This window comes from Xanthomonas fragariae, assembly GCF_900183975.1.
Taxonomy (GTDB): domain Bacteria; phylum Pseudomonadota; class Gammaproteobacteria; order Xanthomonadales; family Xanthomonadaceae; genus Xanthomonas; species Xanthomonas fragariae.
Genome location: NZ_LT853882.1, coordinates 2,401,971 through 2,421,982 on the forward strand (window position 1 = coordinate 2,401,971; position 20,012 = coordinate 2,421,982).

A 20,012-nucleotide genomic window follows, 5' to 3' on the forward strand; every position below is an offset into this window, starting at 1 on the left:
GATCAGCTTGCACTGGAACGTCCGCCGCAATGGCCGCACACGAACGATACGAAGGTCTATCCAGGCTATGGGCCTGGTGCCGGCGATGCTGGCCACTGGTTCGGGCAGCGATGTGCAGCGCCCGTTGGCCACGGTGGCGATCGGCGGACTGGTCACTGCCACCGTGGCCACCGTGCTTACGCTGATCCTGTTGCCATCGTTGTACTGCCTGGTGCAAGCCTTCGTCGCCTGGTTTCAGCCCCACCAGGAGCATGTTGCATAAGCCGGTTTCCTGCTTGCCGGTTGGCCGTTGTAGTGACAGCGTTTGTCGGCGCGACGTCCCCCCGCCCTGAGTAGCGGCCGGGTTTAGAGTCCGGGCCTGATGATATCGGTGTTTGCCAGATGTTGGGCATAAGCGGCCGGCGTCATGCCGCCGATTGCTTTCTTGGGTCGGTCCTCGTTGTATTCGCGTCGCCAACGTTCGATCTCGGTGCGTGCATGCAGCAGTGTTGGGAACCAGTGCTCGTTGAGGCATTCGTCGCGTAGTCGGCCGTTGAACGATTCGACGTAGGCGTTCTGGTTCGGTTTGCCCGGCTGGATGAGCCGTAGCTGCACACCACGGGCGTGCGCCCAGGCGACCATCGCCCTGCCGCAAAACTCCTTGCCGTTGTGCCCCGAGGGCAGGCTTCGCGCTCGGTACGGATGACTTGCGGCAAACCGCGACTGTCCGCCAGCCGATCCAGCACCCGCGTCACGCCGTGGCCGGAGATCGCGCGTTCCACCTCGATGGCGACCGCTTCGTGGGTTGCGTCGTCCACGATCACCAGACACTTGATCGCCCTGCCTTCGGCAGTGCGGTCGAACACGAAGTCCATCGACCACACCTGGTTGGCTCGCAATGGCCGCAGCAGCGGCTGACGCTCGCCCACTGGCACTTTCTTGCGCTTGCGGCGCCGGACCTGCAACTGCTTTTCGCGGTACAGCCGCTCCACACGCTTGTAGTTCACGATGCGGCCTTCCTGTCGCAGTTTGAGATAGATCATCCCCACGCCATAGCGGCGATGACGATGCGCCAACGCACAGATGCGCTCACGCAATTCGATGTTGCGATCTTCGCGCGGGCAGTAGTGCAACTCACTGGCGCTCATGCCGATCGCGGCCAACGCGCGACGCTCGCTGGCACCGCACCCGATCCACTCGCGCACCAGCGCACGACGCGCCGGTGCGCTCACCACTTTTTTCGCAGCGCATCCTTGATCAGGTCGTTCTCGAACAGCTGCTCGGCCAACAACTTCTTCAGCCGCGCGTTTTCGGACTCAAGGTCCTTGAGTCGCTTGGCATCGGGCACGCTCATCCCGCCGAACTTGCTGCGCCACAGGCAGTACGAGGCCTCACTGAAGCCATGGCGCCGGCACAGGTCTTTGATCGCCACGCCTGCTTCGGCCTCACGCAGGAAGCCAATGATCTGCTCTTCGGTAAAACGCTTCTTCACGTCCAATCTCCTCGGGGTAGGGAATTGGACTCCAAACTGAGGCGCTACTCAAAATCGGGGGGACGTCGCACTCGTACTTTGCCAAGTGGAGCGAGTGCGACGATGAAGGAGTGAGCCTGCTGGAGCGGGCGCTCAAAAAATCAGGTTGGCGTGGCCCGCCAGAAACAGGAGCGCAACATCTTCAGCAGGTTCTTGATCGTGGACGCGCAGAGCGTCAAGAACACGGACACAGCCGGGCAAAAGGGATATGACGCGGGCAAAAAGGTGTCGGGCATCAAGCGGCATATCACTGTTGATACCCAGGGGTTGCTCCATGCCATCGCGGTGACGACGGCGGAGGTGACCGACCGCAAAGGTGCGCTGCAGGCGCTGGAGCGCTGTCAGTCAAACTTGACGCATGTACAAAGCCTGCTGTGCGACAGTGGTTACACCGGAGTACCGTTTGCCGAAGGCGTGCGAGAGATTCTAGGCGAGCAGCTCACGGTGCAGATTGCCAAGCGCAGCGAACTGCACACCTTCAAGGTCATGCCCAAGCGCTGGATCGTCGAGCGCAGTTTTACCTGGCTGGAGAAAAACCGAAGGCTGTGGAAGAACTGCGAGCGCAAACTCAACACCAGCTTGCAGTTCATCCATCTGGCCTTCTTGGCGCTTCTACTCAAAAGATCGTGAACAGGCTCTCAGAGGCCAGGCCCAATGCCGGCCACGCCCGACTGGCGGTTGCCCGGCAGTTTGTTAGTCGTTCTCAGAATGCGCTAGCGGTACGGGATGGGTGACCGCGTGGAGCACGTTTTCTGCCGGTCCTCAGGTCTGCAACCCGGCTGCCGCTCAGCGGATTGCGGCGTGCGTTTGTGCAGATCCTCTTTAGCGTGGAAGCAAGCTGTAACTGACATCGACTAATGGAGTAAGTTGTGATGTGTCCGGATCGTAGAGCATGGATGGCTGGCAGCTATGGCCAGTAAGTTCGATCTGCCCACCCACGCGTAAGTGCTGCTGATAAAGCTGTGGAGGGTAGTTAATTGCAATAAACCACCGTTGTTGAGGAGCAAGCGCTCCATAAACATCTGCGGGTAACATTCTTTCCACAAAAGATTGCTGTTCAGCAGTAAGTGTTGGCTCCGGATCGCTCATGCCTCCGGCTTCTGGCGGCCTCGATAGATCGCGCAAATAATCTGCGGCGTCAACGAGTTGCCCTTCTGGAATGGAGCTGGACTGTGCTCGTTCTTCTAAAACGTTAAGTAATCTCAAAGCTCGGCGACGCGTTAAGTTGGTGTGGCGTGGTGAGGTACTTACTCGCCTGGCGGGAAGATCGGCAAGGATGCCATCGGCCTGCGCGTTCAACCGAGCGGTCCTTTCCTGTGCCGTCTGAGGGCACGCAGGCTCATCGGATGAACTGTAGTCGTCGTCCGAGGGATGGGCAGAATGAGAAGAGCTGATTGAATTGGGGCGCATTGCAAGCTTCCCTGGATTGAATGTAACCAGATTAGCCGTCAGCGGTGTGTGCAACCTCGCATGAGCGAACCATGGTGAACGAAAACGAATACAGCTGCTTTCGAGACTCCGCAGCGTGCTTGTGCATCAACAGGGATATGCCAGGGCACAGGTGAAGTCGAGGGCAGGATAGGAATTCGTGCGAAAACCGCCATTTCTCCGGCACCCCATTAAGAGCGTCTAACAAAACCCCTTGAATCTTGTCTCGCCGGTGGCAAAATTGCGGACATGACACGTCGCAAAGAGATCCCCATTGCGCTGTGGAAGCGCATCGAGCCGCTGATTCCGCAAGTGAAGCGTTCGCCCAAAGGTGGACGGCCGCGTATCAGTGATCAGCAAGCCCTCAACGGCATCGTCTATGTCCTGCGCACGGGCGTGCCGTGGGAAGGACCTGCCTATGGAGCTGGGCTACGGCAGCGGCATGACCTGCTGGCGCCGGTTGCGTGATTGGCAGGCCGCCGGTGTGTGGCATCGTCTGCATCAGGTGTTGCTGGCCGAGCTACGTCGCGCTCAGACGCTGGACCTGAGCCGAGCTGGTCTGGACGCCGCTAGCGTAGCCTCCCCCCGGGGGGCCCATATACCGGGCCGAACCCGACCGATCGCGGCAAACTCGGCAGCAAACGGCATCTGATCGTCGATCGCAACGGCATCCCCTCGGCGGTGTGCGTCACAGGCGCCAATCGGCACGACTCGGTCGTGTTCGAGGAGTTGATCGACGCCTTGCCGCCAATTGGTGGCAAACCAGGGCGCCCGCGACGTTGGCCAGACAAATTGCACGCCGACAAGGCTTACGACATCGACCGCTGTCGCGCCTTCCTCAAGCAGCGCGGCATCATTGCGCGGATCGCACGCAAGGGGATCGCGCGCAACGACCGGTTGGGCCGTCATCGCTGGGTCGTCAAGCGCACCCATGCCTGGTTCGCAGGCATGGGCAAACTGCGCATCCGCTTTGAACGCCGCATCGATCTCCACTTGGCGTTGCTCTCGCTTGCTTGCTCCATCATCTGCTTACGGCTTCTTCCTGGGTTTTGTTAGACGCTCTAAATGCGAACGTGATAGCAAGTTTTGCAAGGGAATTTCCATCACTGTCTCGGCTCGCAGTCAGGTTCAAAGTTGCGGTACCTGATGCGCTGGCGACGTGGGATTGGTGGCCGTGTTTAGCACGATTCCCTGCCGCCCCTCGTTCCCGGGTTTTGCTGGCCGCTTAGCTCAACACCGCTCGCGACGTGTCGCAAGCAGCCCGAACTGCAGGTATCGCTCAGTGGCTCGCTTATCGATTCGACAGGAGCGCCGACGCTTCAAGCTGATCGCAAGACGCCTGCGTGTGACATCTTGCACGCAACCATTCAACGCCCACCTACAGCCGCACCCGCCACCGACGCGGCACATCCGCCACCCAGCAACCGCGATTGCCGCAGCCAGGAACGGTCCGGGTAGTACGCGAAGACGAAGGCGCCTTCGCGCAAGGTATCGATCAACTGCTTGGCCACCGCCGGCCGCACTGCCGGGCAACCCTGGCTGCGACCAAGCCGCCCCTTGGTGCGAATCACCGCCTCGCTGACGTATGGCGCACCGTGAATCACGATTGCGCGGTCACGCGCATGGTCGTTGAAGCCGGGTTCCAGTCCGTTGAGTCGCAACGAATAGCCGTTGTGGCCGGTATAGGATTCCTGCGCACTGAACGCGCCGAGGCTCGATTGAAAACTGCCGTCGTCGTTGGAGAACTTCGCCGCAAGGTTGTTGCCGGTGTTGCGCCCGTGCGCCACCCATTCCTGGAACAACAATCGCTGCCGCGCCAGATCGAACACCCACAAGCGGCGCTCGGTCGACGGCCGACTGTAGTCGATCACGCTGAGCACGCGCTCTTGGCCCACCTGTTGGTGCTGACGGGCGCATTGCAGCGCCTCGGCGGCCAGCGCCAGCACCTGGCGGTCCAGCGAAGGCGCCTGGCGCGCCAACGCATCGACCAAACCCACGCGCGGCGCGCTTCGCGGCGACACGGTGGAGGCGGAAATGGCATCAGCCGCACCGGCCGGCGCTGCCGCTGCCATCCCGCAGAGCGCGGCGGCAACGGCGATCACTCGATAAGACATGCAACAACCCACATCGAACGCGGCGCCACAGCGGGGCCGCACGGCCTAGAAATAACCGCATGCGCCGCACTTTCCAACCCCTGACGACTGAACATGTTCGGTCAGGCCGCATCCGCAAGCAGACGCTGCCGGAAAATGGCGTAGTCCGGCGCAAGCGTTTCGGCATGTGCGGGACGCTGCAGCAGTGCGGCCAGCGCGGGCGGCACTTGCACCTCACGCCCGATCAACGGCTCCACTACGCCCTCGAACTTGGCTGGATGGGCGGTAGCTGCCACCGCCCAGTCGCCCGTCCCGCCCTCGCCCCCTTCTGCGCGCAGTTGTTCGAGCACATGCACGGCGGTGGCGGTGTGTGGGCAATGCACTTCGCCATAGCGCGCACAGCGTTGACGCACGGTATGGCGGATCGCCGCATCGTCCACCGACAAGACACGGAATGCTTCGCGTAGCGCGGCATCGTCGCCTTCGTATAGCCAGCGCAGCCGTTCGAAGTTGCTGGGTGCGCCCACGTCCATCGCATTGGCCAGCGTGGCTACGCTGGGCTGCGGCGTGTATTCGTTGCCGGCGAAGTAATCCGGCAACACATGATTGGCGTTGGAGGCCAGCGCGATACGACCCAACGGCACGCCTAGCGCGCGCGCCAGGATCGCCGCTAGCCCGTTGCCCAGGTTGCCGGTGGGCACCACCAGATTGAGCACGTCACCGGACGCAGCATGGTGCTGCAGGGCCGCATGCGCGTAGTAGCTCATCTGCGGCAGCAAGCGCCCCAGGCTGATGCTGTTGGCCGAACTCAGCGGCACTTGCGTCTGCAACGCGGCATCGTTCAAGGCCTGCTTGACCATTGCTTGGCAATCGTCGAACGAGCCGGCCACACGCAAGGCCTGGATGTTGTCGCCGAAGCAGCCCAACTGATGCGCCTGTCGCGGTGACACGCGGCCATCGGGATAGAGCACAACCACACGCAAGCCGGGTTGACGGTGAAACGCAGCTGCCACGGCAGCGCCGGTATCGCCTGAGGTGGCAACCAGAATGGTCAGCGGCCGGTCCTCGGCACGGCGCAAGCGGGTCAGGCAGGCGACCAAAAAGCGGGCGCCGAAATCTTTAAACGCAGCCGTCGGCCCATGAAATAGCTCCAGCGCATAGTCCCCGGGTGTGGACAGCGATACCAATGGCGCGGGAAAGTCGAAGGCCTCGGCGCAGATCGCCGGCAACTCCGCCGACAGCGCGTCGCCGTCGAAGAACGGCTGCAGTAACGTGGCGGCGGTCTTGGCCAGACAGGCGCCGGCCTCCAGCGTGCGTGCTGGCGGCAGCATCTGCGGCACATACAGGCCGCCGTCCGGCGCCAAGCCGGTGGCGATGGCCTGGCTCAGGCTGGCGGCGGGCGCACGGCCACGGGTGGAGATAAAAATCATGCAGACTCCAGACAGATCGAAAACAGGCAAATGCCCAACAAGTATGAGAACACGGCGTTCAGCGGCCCGCCATCCCCCCCCCTCGCTGAGCACTCGACCACCGGCTGTGGTGCCACGCGCACTTTCCAGTGGAGTCGGCCATTGATCAAGGTCGGCGTAATGCAGCTGAGCCTAGATAGCGCCCGATTCGATCACACCCAGTATCGCGGCGACACGCATGTGCCACTTCCCGCGATGTGCAATATTTTCTGAGACTCGCAGGAAGCATTCAATATCCCTGCCTACCGCGTGTACCGTAACTTCAGGCCGTCATTGCCAATTGCACTGCTCTGACGCCGGTGGTGTAGATCACCGGAGTTGCGGCCGGCTGAGCGCCGGATGCCGCGCGGCACGGCATGCACGCAACCAGACAACAGATGGTATGACACCGCCGGCATACGCTCGCGCACGAGAGCAAGCTGGTGCCCGCGCGGGCAATCAGGGCCAGCCGCTGCGGCTGATCCAAATCGCAATGAAAAAAGAAGGCCGGCCACGTGCGATTGGCCGCACGGTCAATGGCGCCTGGACCACTGTCAAGTCGGCAACACAACACAACGCACACATCAGCAAACAGGATGGCAAGGAGATCGCGACCAAGATCGCCGATGGCGGAGATCGCTGCGCCACGCGGCGGCAAGCTACGGCGTAGGAGCATGTATCGGAAACACGCCAGCATCGCCCGCCCGTACGCGCCGGATCCAGAACACTCCAGGCGAACGTTCGCCTGGAGTGCTAGGTAGAGAGCCAGCGGACGCACGCCCAATCAGACGCACGACCGCTGACATCAAACCGCTGACATCAATAGATCTGCACGTGCATGCTCAGCGCAACCGTGCAGGCTCCACACCGCCGGGATAAGCACCACGCGGACCATCAATACACTCGAAGTTCTGTGCATCGTCCGAATTGCCCTTGCCCGTCCATTTCGCCGATTGCGGATACGAGCAAAGCGGTCGCGTGCGGACGACACCTTGAGCCGGGTCGTCTTTGACATATTTTGCTGCGACGATGCGGTCTGGCGCGATGCTTTGCTCAACCCATGCCTCCATAGCAGACAGCACATCGTGCGGGCGATCGTTAGCCAAGCCGGGCGCGCCGTAGAGCGCGCCGAAGGCCGAGGTGCCGGGCCCGCCGGTAAAATGGCCCATACCGGGAATCACAAACAGGCGAAAAAAGTCTTGCGTCTTCCGCAGCGCGTCCGCATCGGTAGTGCTTTGCGCACTGCCCGCCTGCTGCTTGGCAACAACTGATTCGTAGTAGTGGATCGCGCCGCGCGGCGGAACGACGGGGTCTTCCCAGCCGACGTACACAATCACCTTGCCGTGCCTTGCCTGGAAACGTTGCATATCCGGACCACTGGCGTCGATCACGTCGGCCGGGGGACGGCCGGCAACCGGCGTGTTTTCCGTACGGGCGACATCGCTGTTGAAGTTGATCTTCGTAATGTCGAACGAGGCGCTGTCGGTGTTGAATACCATATTGGCGAAGAACTGCTTGGTGAGCAGCGAATGGGCACCACGCGGTACCGCGGCGTTGCCGGTAACCCATTGATCCCAAAAAGTCGGTGTGGCCGCCGCAAAAGGCTCGAAACCATAATGAATGCGACCCCCGGTTTGAAGGTTGACCGGGCCGTTCACAATCTCTGCGAGCGTAAAGATCTGCTTCTGGGTGAGACAGCTGTCGGTTTCGGCAGCGCTGCACAACAGGACGGTAGGATCGAAGTGGCACAACCGCGGATCGTTGATGACGCCGTCCGCATTAAAATTTGTCGCACTGCATTGGGCTAATGCGGCTGCCTGAATGGCCGGCAGCTTGGCTGCGGAGATGGTCGCAGCCGGGTTGCTGAACTGGAAATGCGCAGTCCACAGCCAGGAAAACGCATTGTGAACCCAGTCGCTGGCTGGCGCGTCGGCGATCACACTATCAAAGGCTTCCGGATAGCGCTGCGCAGCCATCAGCGCATAGCGGCCTCCGTTGGAAGCGCCAAAGAAATACGAACGGAGTGGCTCCTTAGTCGCCCCTGAAAAATCCCCTTCAAGCGCCAAGTGCCGTCGGTGACAGCGGCACGGCGCTCAAGGATGACCATCCCATCGCCCGCATCCAGGCACGCAAAAACGCGATCCAGCGCAGCAGCCAGCGCAGGTTGTAGCCGGCCGCGCAGCCGAGCACGTGCAGCGCATCGCCTTGGGCACCTTTCAGCCTACAGCGACGCAACCGGCAGTGGTCTTTCAGATGTCCGATCACCGGCTCCACCGCCTGCCGTCGCTTGATCCAGCGCCATTGCCGTCGCGTCAGCGTCTTGGCCTTGCCGCGATGCAGGACCTGCACGCCATCGACCTCGCGCCCGCGATCGCCCAGGTCCACGATCGCCACCGTCGGTTCTACGCTCACATCCTGCAGCAACCCGCGTGTCTGCTCCAGCTGCTCGGCCAAGGTATCGCCGTCGTACGGGTTGCCCGGGAAGCTGCGCGCACCCACGACCAATCCCTTGCAGGCGGTGACCGCAATGCCGACCTTGACGCCGAATTCGTACGCTTGACGCGCCTTGCCCTTGCCGATGCATTCCACCTCCGGGGCATGCAATGCGTACAGTTTTTGTTTGTCCTTCGGACGCTGCGTGTACAGCCGTTGCGCACGTTCCAGCCAGACAGCGATGCGCTCGCGCACGCCGGTGTTTACCTGATCGAGTTTGCGTTGGATGTCGCGCAACACCCGCCCCAATACCGTGCGTTGACGTCGCAGGACGCGCTGCATGCGCTTGAACTGGCGCGCATGCGCATACCGACCTGCCTTGCGGCTCAGGGCCGGGCCTTGCCGCGCGTAGCTCTGCCGCAATCCGATGCCGTGCCGCTTGGCCAGTAACACCAGCTTCTTGCGTGCCACCTCCAGCAAACGGCTGTCGGTCGGATAGGCGATCGCCTTTTCCTGCACCGTGGTGCCCACGATCACCCGCGACAACTCGCGTGCGTCCACCGCCTGCATCGCATGCGCGGCGTTGATGGTGTGCGCCAGCAGCTCTTCCATCCCGGCCTCACCCAGGCGCTGCCGCCAGCGCGTCAGCGAGCTGGCATCGCACGGCAAACGCGTCTGGAACACGACCTCGCCAGTGAAGAACTGCCAGTACGGATTCTCCAGCCAACGCTCGCACACCGTTTCATCGGACAGGTCGTAGGCGTGTTTGAGGTAGAGCAAACCGGCAATCAGCCGCACCGGCAATGCCGGCCGACCGCCACCGGCCTGGGTGGCCGGCAAGCGCGATGAAAGTGCTTGCTCCAACGCCGTCCACGGCATCTGTTGGCTCAGCCGCGCCAGCGGATGACGCAGGTTCTCCAGCCGCGAACGAAACAACTCGTCGGCAGGCATGTGCTCGGCAGCAGGACGGCGTGTACGCATGACTGAAAATTGCAAGAAACCAGCCTTCAGCGTAGCGAACACCGGTAGTTTTGGCACGCCGGTGCAGACATCAAGGCCTTGCGGTCGTTGGGTGGTTGGGGTTTTTCAGGGGCGACTCCTTAAAATCGGAGAACCCAGAGCAGGACTCTGCGGAATTCATTGCAGCAGTCTGGCACCCGGGCAGTTCAATGCCGACACCCAACTCTGGCTGTCGAAGCCGGCATCGGCGAATGCCGCCTGCAGCGCCGGAGCGGCTGACTCCGCCGCTGCACGCGTGGCGAACCACGCGAACACGCTGGGGCCGGCGCCGGAAATACTTGCCCCCATCGCTCCTGCTGCCAGTGCCGCAGCTTTGACTGCAGCGAAGCCGACGATCAGCGGCGCACGCCGCGGCTCGATCAGCACATCGCGCAAGCCCGAGCGCACCAGCGCCTCGTCCCCGGCGTGGCATCCTGCCAGAACCAGGCCAAGGTTGGCGCTTTGCGCGACAAAGTCGGCGAGCCTGTAGTCGCCAGCCAGCGCGGCGCGCGCGCGGCGCGTCTCCAACACCGCATCCGGATGCACCAGCAAGCTGTGCCAGGTCTCCGGCACCGGTACCGGCACCATCCGCTCCAGCGTGGACAGCACCAACCCGCCCAGCAACATCGGACCGAGGTTGTCGCCGTGACGGCTGCCACTGGCGACTGCCTCGCCTTCTAACGCATACAGATATAGCTGATCGCGCGACAACGGGGTGTCCAGCAGCGCATTGGCTGCCACCAACGCCGCGACGCATGAAGCCGCCGAACCGCCCATGCCGGAACTGAGCGGGATGCCTTTGTCGATCTCCAACTCGAAGCCGAACGGCAACCCCAATGCTGTGCGCAATGCGATCAGCGCCGTGCCAGCGGTATTGCGCTCGGCCTCCAGCGGCAACTCCACGGTCGTACCGCGGATCGCAGCGATACGCACCAGCGGCGCATCGAGACGGCGCACGGTCACGGTGTCGCCAACGCCTTCCAACGCATAACCGAGCAAATCGAAGCCCACCGCCACATTGGCCACCGACGCCGGTGCGAACGCGCGCGCTTGGCGCACCGCACCGCTTGGCGCTAGCACTACCTGCGCCTGGCTCACAGCCGAGCTCCCTCGCCCGCCGCCACCCGCAGCAGATCGGCAAACACACCCGCCGCAGTGACCTCGGGCCCTGCACCTGGGCCTTGCACAACCAGTGGGTTTTCGCAGTAACGGCGCGTAGTGAACTGCACTACGTTGTCGGTCAAGCGCAAATTAGCGAACGCATGATCGGCAGGCAGTTCGACAAGACCGACACTGGGCGCGCAATCAGGCGGCAACTGCGCGACATAACGCAACACGTTGCCGCGCGCATGTGCATCTGCCAGGCGCTGCGCCAATGCCGGATCCACTTCGTGCAGGCGCGCCATAAAATCGTCCACGCTGGCCTGACGCAGCGTTTCGGGCACCAAGCTTTCCACCCGCACATCTTCCAGACTGATCGCTCGCCCGGCTTCGCGTGCCAGGATCACCAACTTGCGCGCAACGTCCACACCGGACAGATCATCGCGCGGATCTGGCTCGGTATAGCCCATGCCACGTGCCTGCGTGACCAGTTGGGCGAACGGCACGCTGCCGTCGTACTTATTGAACAGCCAGGCTAGGGTGCCGGAGAAAATGCCTTCGATCGAAGTCACCGTGTCACCAGTGTCGACCAGATCGCGCAGCGTAGTGATCACCGGCAGCCCCGCGCCTACCGTGGCCTCATAGCGAAAGCGTGCGCCGCTGGCATCGGCTGCAGCACGGATCGCCTGGTAGCGTTCCAACGGGCCGGAGCCGGCCTGCTTGTTCGGCGTTACCACATGAATGCCAGCCGCCAGCCAACCCGCATAACGGTCGGCCACCTCGGCGCTGCCGCTGCAATCGATGATCACCGTATGCGGCAGATGCGCGGACAGAAGATGGGCGGTGAAGCGCTCCAGATCGGTGGCAGTGGCTGAGGAGGCGAACGCATCGCGCCAGTTGCCGACCAAGCCACGCTCATCGAGCAACATGCGGCTGCGCGACACCATCGCACGCAAGCGCAGATCCAGGTTGGCTTTGCTCAACAATTGCGGTTGCGCAATGCGCAGCTGATCCAATAACGCAGCGCCCACGTTGCCCGGCCCGATCACGCCCACCGAAAACGTCTGCGGCGACAACCAGAAGCCCGCATGCGCCGCGCGCAACGCCTTGGTCGCATGTGCCGTATCGATCGCCACCGAGATATTGCGCTCCGACGAGCCCTGCGCGATCGCCAGAATATTAACCTGCGCGCGCCCCAACGACTCGAACAAGCGCGCCGCCACGCCGGGCTGCCCGGCCATGCCATCGCCGACCGCGGCCAGCACGCTGACGCCGCTGGTCAGCTGCACACGCTGCACCTGACCGACCGCGAGTTCATGCGCAAACGTTTGCAACAACGCATTGCGCGCACGCTCGGATTCGTGCTGTTTGACCACGCAGCAGATTGAATGCTCGGACGACCCCTGCGAGATCATCACCACCGATACCTGCGCCGTGCGCAAGGCGGCAAACACGCGCTCGGCCGTGCCCGGCACACCGATCAGACCGGTACCTTCCAGATTCAGTACCGCCAGATCCGGGCTCAAGGTCAGCCCCTTGATCGGCCCGCTCACCGCGCTGCGCGCGGTGATGCGCGTGCCCGGATGTTCTGGCTGAAACGTGTTGCGGATGATGATCGGCAAACCGCGTTCGATCGCCGGCGACATGGTTTGCGGGTGCACCACCTTTGCGCCGAAATACGCCAGCTCGCAGGCCTCGTCGTAGCTCAGTGTTTCCAGCTGCACCGCTTCGGGCACCACGCGCGGATCGGCCGACAGCACACCATCCACATCGGTCCAGATATGCAGTTCATCGGCATCGAACAAGGCCGCGAAGATTGCACCGGAATAATCGCTGCCGTTTCGCCCCAACGTGGTCATGCGGTCGGCGCGATCGCGCGCCACAAAGCCGGTGACCACCACGCGCGTCTGCGGATGCGCCTGGCGCCAGGTTGCCAGACGCTGCGCACTCACTTCCCAATCCACATCCACGCCCAACTCGCCGCGATTGACCACCAGCACATCGCGCGCGTCCAGCACCGCGCAATCCTCGCCAATCGCGCGAAAGTGATCGCCGAGCAATTGCGCCGAATACACCTCGCCCAGGCCCTGCACGCGATCAAGCACCTCGCGCGGCAGCTCGCTGATTACTGCCAGCGCGCCGAGGATCTGCGATAGATGCTCGAAGTGCTCGTCCAACCATTCCACCGTCGGCCCGGACTGCTCGCCCAGCAAGGCCACCGCTGCACCCCGATGGCGTGCACGCGTTTCGTGCCAGCGCTCGCGCCACTCGGGGCGGTTTTGCGCCGCCAGTTCGGCCAGTTCGATCAACGCATCGGTCACGCCCTTCATCGCCGACACCACGGTGACCTGCACCGTTTCGTCGCGGGCCAGCAACAATTGCGCTACGTGCCGATAGCACTCGGCATCGGCCACCGAGGTGCCGCCAAACTTGTGTACGACAGCGCGCGTAGAGGACGCCAAAACAGCAGCGGGTTCGAACGAAACAGCAGGCGATGACATCGACAGACCTCATTGGGGAGGCCCCGTCCGCTTCAGGTGAGAGAGGGAGACCTCCGCATCCTGATCCGGGTGCGGGGCCGTTGTTTTCGGAAGTTACGCGAAGACGACGGACCGCACCGGGCGAATGGTGGCGGTGGTAATGGTGGTGCTAATGCCGGCAACGTGCGCACCCTGCCGCAGATGCGGCAGGTAAAGAAGCGAAGCGATGGCGAAGGCGTTACGCATATGTGCAAAAGACATCACAGGGCCGAAGGCTGTCAAGCACCGCGTGAATGGGCGGGTTTTCGCGCTTAACACACGGAACAGAAAACCTTGCCGCTCAGGGATTTAAGCGACGCGCTCGCAAGCAATTGATTGCCATGGAAACTTTTAACCCGACACCGACAGACCGACGTGCGCAGGTTTCCAACATTGGTCGTAGCCTTCGTGCGACTCAACTGATGCGACTAATGCGACGCAGCTGACGGATCGTTGGTGCGCGATGCATCGCACGCTGCTGGCGTCGCTTCGCATCAGGCCACAGATCGTCGCCATTGCCGGGGCGGTCGATGCGAGTCACAAGGTCAGCAGCAGATCAGCCGAGCACCTGAGGATTGAGTTGCCACACCGAAAAGTTGAGCGCGGCAGCAAAGCTCACCCATGCCAGATACGGCACCAATAACCACGCCGCCAGAGCCTGCCGCACCAGCCCATCCCCCGCGGCGCCACACCAACCACACCGACACCGCCATCATCCCGTACAACACCGTCCACACCGGCCCGAACAACCACCCCGGCGGCGCCCACGCTGGCCTAGCGAGCTCGGCGTAGAAGCTGGCCGCCTGGATGGATGCCATTGCGCCCAAAGCCGCCACTAGATAGCACAGCACCAGCCAACCCGGCAGTCCAAACCATTGCGGTTTCTTTGCCATCGACATGAACCGCCCCGGGAAGTTGGGAGGCTGTTTGGTTTGAGTCACGCCGCTTTGGCGTAACCGGCCTGTTGTCGATCGTAAGCCTCTTCGGCTTCTGCTGGCGGCATGTTCCCGATCGACCCCAGCAAGCGTTTGTGGTTGTACCAGTCCACCCAATCCAGCGTGGCCAGTTCCACATCCTGGCGGTTGCGACGTCCCCCCAATTTTGAGTAGCGCCTCAGTTTGGAGTCCAATTCCCTACCCCGAGGAGATTGGACGTGAAGAAGCGCTTTACCGAAGAGCAGATCATTGGCTTCCTGCGTGAGGCCGAAGCAGGCGTGGCGATCAAAGACCTGTGCCGGCGCCATGGCTTCAGTGAGGCCTCGTACTCCCTGTGGCGCAGCAAGTTCGGCGGGATGAGCGTGCCCGATGCCAAGCGACTCAAGGACCTTGAGTCCGAAAACGCGCGGCTGAAGAAGTTGCTGGCCGAGCAGCTGTTCGAAAACGACCTGATCAAGGATGCGCTGCGAAAAAAGTGGTGAGCGCACCGGCGCGTCGTGCGCTGGTGCGCGAGTGGATCGGGTGCGGTGCCAGCGAGCGTCGCGCCTTGGCGGCGATCGGCATGAGCGCCAGTGCGCTGCGCTACTGCCCGCGCGAAGACCGCAACGTTGAGCTACGCGAGCGCATTCTTGCGCTGGCGCATCGCCATCGCCGCTATGGCGTGGGGATGATCTATCTCAAACTGCGACAGGAAGGGCGCATCGTGAACTACAAGCGCGTGGAGCGGTTGTATCGCGAGCAGCAGCTGCAGGTCCGGCGCCGCAGGCGCAAGAAGGTGCCGGTGGGCGAGCGTCAACCGCTGCTGCGGCCATCGCAGGCCAACCAGGTGTGGTCGATGGACTTCGTGTTCGACCGCACTGCCGAAGGCCGGGTGATCAAGTGTCTGGTGATCGTGGACGACGCAACCCACGAAGCGGTCGCCATCGAGGTGGAACGCGCGATCTCCGGCCACGGCGTGACGCGGGTGCTGGATCGGCTGGCGGACAGTCGCGGTTTGCCGCAAGTCATCCGTACCGAGCGCGAAGCCTGCCCTCGGGGCACAACGGCAAGGAGTTTTGCGGCAGGGCGATGGTCGCCTGGGCGCATGCCCGTGGCGTGCAGTTGCGGCTGATCCAACCCGGCAAGCCAAATCAAAACGCCTACGTTGAATCCTTCAACGGCCGGCTGCGCGACGAATGCCTCAACGAACACTGGTTCCCGACGTTGCTGCATGCACGCACCGAGATCGAACGTTGGCGACGCGAATACAACGAGGACCGACCCAAGAAAGCAATCGGCGGCATGACGCCGGCCGCTTATGCCCAACATCTGGCAAACACCGATATCATCAGGCCCGGACTCTAAACCCGGCCGCTACTCAGGGCGGGGGGCGTCGGGCAAACTGCGCATCCGCTTTGAACGCCGCATCGATCTCCACTTGGCGTTGCTCTGGCTTGCTTGCTCCATCATCTGCTTACGGCTTCTTCCTGGGTTTTGTTAGCCGCTCTTATGCCGATGTCTCGCTGCATTGCAGATATGATGCGCTCGCGAAGCTGATCCGCTGGTTTCTTTTTTTTTGCACTAGGGAACCTCTGAACAACGCACTTCAAATGCGCGACACTACACACCTACGTTGAGGAGTCATCCATGCAACTGACGTTCGGTGACGCTGAAGGTTTGGGCAAGCGCAAGCAGACTCGCTGCGAGATCTTCCTGGCCGAGATGGAGCAGGTGGTTCCGTGGAGGCATTTGCTCGGACTGATCGCGCCGCACTATCCGGTGTCGGGGCGGCCTGGTCGACAGCCGTACGCACTGGCGACGATGTTGCGGATTCATTTGCTGCAGCAGTGGTATGCGTTGAGCGATCCGGCGATGGAAGAAGCGTTGCACCAGATCCCGACCTTGCGCCGTTTTGCCCGGCTCGGTGGTTTGGACAATGTTCCCGACGAGACCACGATTCTCAACTTTCGCCGCTTGCTGGAAACCCATGGCCTTGCAGCGCGGATGCTGGAGGCCGTCAACGCGGATCTGGTGCGCAAGGGTCAGAGCCTGCGGTCCGGCACGATCGTCGATGCAACCCTGATCGCTGCGCCCAGTTCGACCAAGAACACCGACCGCGCGCGCGACCCTGAAATGCATCAGACCAAGAAAGGCAATCAGTGGTATTTCGGGATGAAGGCACCCATCGGCGTGGATGAGTTTTCCGGGCTGGTGCACCACGTCCGTTGTACGGCTGCCAATGTGGCCGATGTCACGGTGACCCACGCATTGCTGCACGGCAAAGAAGACAGTGTGTTCGGCGACAGCGGCTACACCGGTGCGGACAAACGCGAAGAACTGCAGACCTGCAAGGCTGGTTTTTTCAAGGCTGGTTTTTTCAAGGCTGGTTTTTTCATTGCCGCCAAGCGTTCGACGATTCAAGCCATTGGCAACAAACGCGAGCGCCGCCAGGAAGAACGTTGGGAATACTTCAAAGCAAGTGTGCGTGCGAAGGTGGAGCATCCATTCCGCGTGATCAAACGCCAGTTTGGCTACACCAAGGTCCGCTATCGCGGCCTGGCCAAGAACACCGCGCATGTGCTGACCCTGTTCGCACTATCCAATCTGTGGATGGTGCGCCGGCAGTTGCTGCCGGCCAGGGGATAATGCTGTCTGGCGCCAGCCAACGCCGCAAGAAACCGTGGAAATCGTATCGTACGCATCAACTCTGTGCGCTATTGGCACGCAGCAGGCTCGAATTTTAGAGGTCTGGTGCGTTGTTCAGACCTTCCCTAGAGCGACCACCCATCCAGTGCAAATCCAGTCACATCGGCCTTTACCGCATGAGCGAGCGACGCCCGTATCGCATACACAACGGTGTCCAACGGCTCGTTCCGCGCCCCTTTAGGCTTGATCCAATAACCCGATTCCTTGTCGTAAAACTCCACTGTCAGTCCCTTGTAGTACGCCGGTAGCAACGTCCCCGGGTCCGGGTTGATCAGGTCTGGCACCTCATCGCTGCGGCAACCAGAGAACCGCAGCATGCGCGCCGTCAGATCCTCCGCCTGCCCTTCCACCTCGCCCTTGTCCTTCGCTGTCAACGCGGCGGTGAGCCAGCCATGGACCATCGTCTTGAGCACGACGTGCTCACGCCCCACACGCCCACGCTGCGCGCCACGGTCTTGTCTCGGTTGTTGAGCGCGGCCTTAGCAGGGCGATACACCGCGCGCTCTGACTTGCTTGCGCTCGTTGCGACCGCGGATCAGGTAAACCGTCTGCTTGATATAGCCGTTCGGCGTCTCGACGACGCGCGCCCGGCCGCTCTGGTTGACGAGCTGCTTAACAATAAGCGCGCAGTCGCCTGCTGTGTGCCAGATTCTTTACCGGCGACACCGCGATCAGCGAGTCTGGGCCGTGATCGACGATGTCATCAGCCCAGGTAAGGCTGGTCTCGGTGACGCGGATCTGTGGACCTTATGAGATCCATTAGGCGGCAAATGATCGCTCAGGCAATCGATGACCTCGCTCAGCCATGCATCAAGAGCAAGCGTCAATCCAATCGATCCTGGTGACCCCGGCCCGATTCGAACGGGCGACCTTCCCCTTAGGAGGGACAACGTCGCTAGACTAAGACCCAAGCGGGACAAGGCTTTGCGTGGAAGTCCAGCCTGACTGTGGCAAGTCTGTAGTAACGACCAGCCTACTCATGCCGATTGTCAAAAAGTGGTGACCCCGGCTGGGTTCGAACCAGCAACCTCGTCCTTAGGAGGGACGCGCGCTATCCAATTGTGCCACGGGGCCATCTGTCTAAGGATACAGGGAGACGCTAAGTGAGCAAAGCCAAAACAGCCGCCAAGCCTGGACGCACCAAGACCTTCAGCGGCATGCTCCCACGCGGCATCAAGGCCTCCCAGGCCGTTAGCTCGGTGGCGGGCGTGACGCTCAGGACGGACGGGCAGCTGAGGTGGGAGGCGCGTATCCGGAGGTCCCTCGACGGGCAGGCGTTGAAGTTCCCGCTGGTGCGCTACCCCGTCGACCCCAAGGCGCCCCCGAACACTGAGCATCACATCGACACTGCACGGCTCATGGCCGAGGCCTATGTCCGCCGAGAACACGCCTCCTTGGAGCTTCGGCAAACCCCGTATGCCCACACCGCCGAGGCTTGGACCTTCGGGGATCTGCTGCGCCGGTTTGTCCAAGAAATCGATGATGGGCTGATCAAGCACGCTTCGGTCAGAACCGACCACTCTAATGCCTATCTCTTCTTGGGAGGCGGCAACGGTCTTGGGTTGAGCCAGACCGGCATGCCCCACCTCACCCGCAAGCTGGCCAAGGATTTGACTCAGGATGACTTCCTGGGGCGCCATGCCAGCTCGTTCGTGAACTCATACATCAAGGTCAAGCGAGACGGCACCACGCTCCCGATGGCCAAGGGGAGCAAAAAGCGAGCCCTGACCACGATCCGGAACCTTTTTCGGATTGCGCACGAGACCTGGCAGATCGATCTGCGCTCGCCGATCAAGAGCTTGAAATCCCTCAACTCGGACGACTCGCGCGACCGGACGCTCACCGAGGAGGAATGGAACGCCATCGTTGCGCAGCTGGATGCTGGGCGGACCGACCCGGCAACGGCCGATGTCATTCGCTTTGCGCGCATGACCGCAGCCCGCCGCTCCGAATGCGTGAAGCTCGATTGGGCGGACATCCAACTTCAAGAAAAAGACCGCCCGACTTCGCGAGACCAAGGCCAAGAATGGCAAATACAATGAGCGCGTGATCCCATTGACGTCAGAGCCGATGGCCTTGATCGCGGCGCGCTTTGAAGCCAGCGAAACAAAGAAAGGAGCGGTCTTTGTGAGCTCGCGCGGGAGGCGCATTCGGGCCGATACCGTCACTCAGGCATGAGATCGGGTGCGTGGGCAGGTAGCCGAGAAGCTCGGTGACCCCGAGATCCTGACCGCGCGCATGCATGACCTCCGCCATACCCGCATCACTGAAATGGGACACCACCTCAATCCAGCGGAAGCGGCCAGGATCTCAGGCCACAAGGATCTGAAAACCTTCATGCGCTACTTCAACCCAGACCCGGTCGCATTGGGCAAAAAGCTCGAACAGCTTGAACGCCAAGGCGGCGCTGGCGCCAACGTAGACGCAGTGGTCGCGCAGCTTCTGGGACTAAGCCCCAAGGATATGGCCTCAGCGGTTGCGCTTGCCTTCCAAGCGCGGGCACAAGCGCAGTGATAAAGAGTTGTCGAATTTATTTCAACGCAAGCACTTGACAAATCTCTTTGACGCACTAGCTTGAATGCATCGGCAACAAAACATCGATTGCCGCTGTGAGCAGGGATGCCACTTGCCCCATTCATGGGGCTTGAAATGTAATATTTCGACGACGTTTACTCGTTTAAAAAGTAAATAAAGCACTCACCAGAATGAGTTGCATCGTTCAACGCCGTTTAGGCGGTTCAAAAAAATGCTCCGGGAGACCGGAGCATTTTTTTACTGCCTCATTACTTGCTCGTTTCGGCTACTGCTCAGCCGACTTCCGTGGCGCAGCCTAGTCTCTCTCATGCAAGCCAACTCCCTTG

At 61.8% G+C, this 20,012-nt stretch carries 8 protein-coding genes, 1 tRNA gene and 10 pseudogenes; 7 read left to right on the plus strand and 12 right to left on the minus strand.

The window, feature by feature from the left end:
- Positions 1–55: 55 nt before the first annotated feature.
- Positions 56–262, plus strand: a pseudogene (locus PD885_RS11135) (efflux RND transporter permease subunit); the annotation flags it as partial.
- An 83-nt stretch (positions 263–345) separates the two neighbouring features.
- Here PD885_RS11135 and PD885_RS11140 read toward each other — a convergent pair.
- Positions 346–1,471: pseudogene (locus PD885_RS11140) on the minus strand (IS3 family transposase).
- Between the two features lie 62 nt (positions 1,472–1,533).
- On the opposite strand from PD885_RS11140, the pseudogene PD885_RS11145 reads away from it, so the two are divergent.
- Positions 1,534–2,140: pseudogene (locus PD885_RS11145) on the plus strand (IS5 family transposase); the annotation flags it as partial.
- A 192-nt stretch (positions 2,141–2,332) separates the two neighbouring features.
- On the opposite strand, the gene PD885_RS20745 reads toward PD885_RS11145, so the two are convergent.
- Positions 2,333–2,809, minus strand: coding sequence for a hypothetical protein (locus PD885_RS20745; RefSeq protein WP_145953988.1), 477 nt, complete (start codon positions 2,807–2,809; stop codon positions 2,333–2,335).
- A gap of 378 nt (positions 2,810–3,187) precedes the next feature.
- On the opposite strand from PD885_RS20745, the pseudogene PD885_RS11150 reads away from it, so the two are divergent.
- Positions 3,188–3,994, plus strand: a pseudogene (locus PD885_RS11150) (IS5 family transposase).
- 311 nt (positions 3,995–4,305) lie between these two features.
- Here the strand turns inward: PD885_RS11150 and PD885_RS11155 are convergent.
- The 8 genes and pseudogenes from PD885_RS11155 to PD885_RS20750 all read right to left on the minus strand — a co-directional run.
- The gene (locus tag PD885_RS11155; protein WP_040762982.1) at positions 4,306–5,052 is read right to left on the minus strand and encodes a murein L,D-transpeptidase catalytic domain family protein; all 747 of its coding nucleotides are present in this window, start codon (positions 5,050–5,052) and stop codon (positions 4,306–4,308) included.
- Between the two features lie 101 nt (positions 5,053–5,153).
- Complete coding sequence (gene thrC / locus PD885_RS11160; RefSeq protein WP_002813576.1) at positions 5,154–6,461, minus strand: threonine synthase; 1,308 nt, start codon at positions 6,459–6,461, stop codon at positions 5,154–5,156.
- Positions 6,462–7,321: 860 nt separating this feature from the next.
- Positions 7,322–8,506, minus strand: a pseudogene (locus PD885_RS11175) (tannase/feruloyl esterase family alpha/beta hydrolase); the annotation flags it as partial.
- A 28-nt stretch (positions 8,507–8,534) separates the two neighbouring features.
- The gene (locus PD885_RS11180; RefSeq protein WP_088056873.1) at positions 8,535–9,893 is read right to left on the minus strand and encodes an IS5 family transposase; all 1,359 of its coding nucleotides are present in this window, start codon (positions 9,891–9,893) and stop codon (positions 8,535–8,537) included.
- A gap of 156 nt (positions 9,894–10,049) precedes the next feature.
- Positions 10,050–11,009, minus strand: coding sequence for a homoserine kinase (locus PD885_RS11185; protein WP_002813582.1), 960 nt, complete (start codon positions 11,007–11,009; stop codon positions 10,050–10,052).
- Positions 11,006–13,513, minus strand: coding sequence for a bifunctional aspartate kinase/homoserine dehydrogenase I (gene thrA / locus PD885_RS11190; protein WP_002813584.1), 2,508 nt, complete (start codon positions 13,511–13,513; stop codon positions 11,006–11,008). The genes PD885_RS11185 and thrA overlap by 4 nt, the downstream gene beginning before the upstream one ends.
- A gap of 574 nt (positions 13,514–14,087) precedes the next feature.
- A pseudogene (locus PD885_RS11195) lies at positions 14,088–14,424 on the minus strand (TspO/MBR family protein).
- Positions 14,425–14,468: 44 nt separating this feature from the next.
- A pseudogene (locus PD885_RS20750) lies at positions 14,469–14,618 on the minus strand (IS3 family transposase); the annotation flags it as partial.
- Between the two features lie 66 nt (positions 14,619–14,684).
- On the opposite strand from PD885_RS20750, the pseudogene PD885_RS11200 reads away from it, so the two are divergent.
- The 3 genes and pseudogenes from PD885_RS11200 to PD885_RS11205 all read left to right on the plus strand — a co-directional run bounded on the left by PD885_RS11200 (position 14,685) and on the right by PD885_RS11205 (position 17,091).
- Positions 14,685–15,810 (plus strand): annotated as a pseudogene (locus PD885_RS11200) (IS3 family transposase).
- 31 nt (positions 15,811–15,841) lie between these two features.
- Positions 15,842–15,946 (plus strand): annotated as a pseudogene (locus PD885_RS20755) (IS5/IS1182 family transposase); the annotation flags it as partial.
- 146 nt (positions 15,947–16,092) lie between these two features.
- Complete coding sequence (locus PD885_RS11205; protein WP_088056874.1) at positions 16,093–17,091, plus strand: IS5 family transposase; 999 nt, start codon at positions 16,093–16,095, stop codon at positions 17,089–17,091.
- Positions 17,092–17,216: 125 nt separating this feature from the next.
- On the opposite strand, the gene PD885_RS22055 is transcribed toward PD885_RS11205, so the two are convergent.
- Positions 17,217–17,564 carry a terminase gpA endonuclease subunit gene (locus tag PD885_RS22055; RefSeq protein ID WP_231892658.1) on the minus strand — a complete coding sequence of 116 codons (348 nt, stop codon included), beginning with the start codon at positions 17,562–17,564 and terminating at the stop codon, positions 17,217–17,219.
- 584 nt (positions 17,565–18,148) lie between these two features.
- A tRNA-Arg gene (locus PD885_RS11215) sits at positions 18,149–18,225 on the minus strand.
- A gap of 29 nt (positions 18,226–18,254) precedes the next feature.
- On the opposite strand from PD885_RS11215, the pseudogene PD885_RS11220 reads away from it, so the two are divergent.
- Positions 18,255–19,665: pseudogene (locus PD885_RS11220) on the plus strand (site-specific integrase).
- The last annotated feature ends 347 nt before the right edge of the window (positions 19,666–20,012 follow it).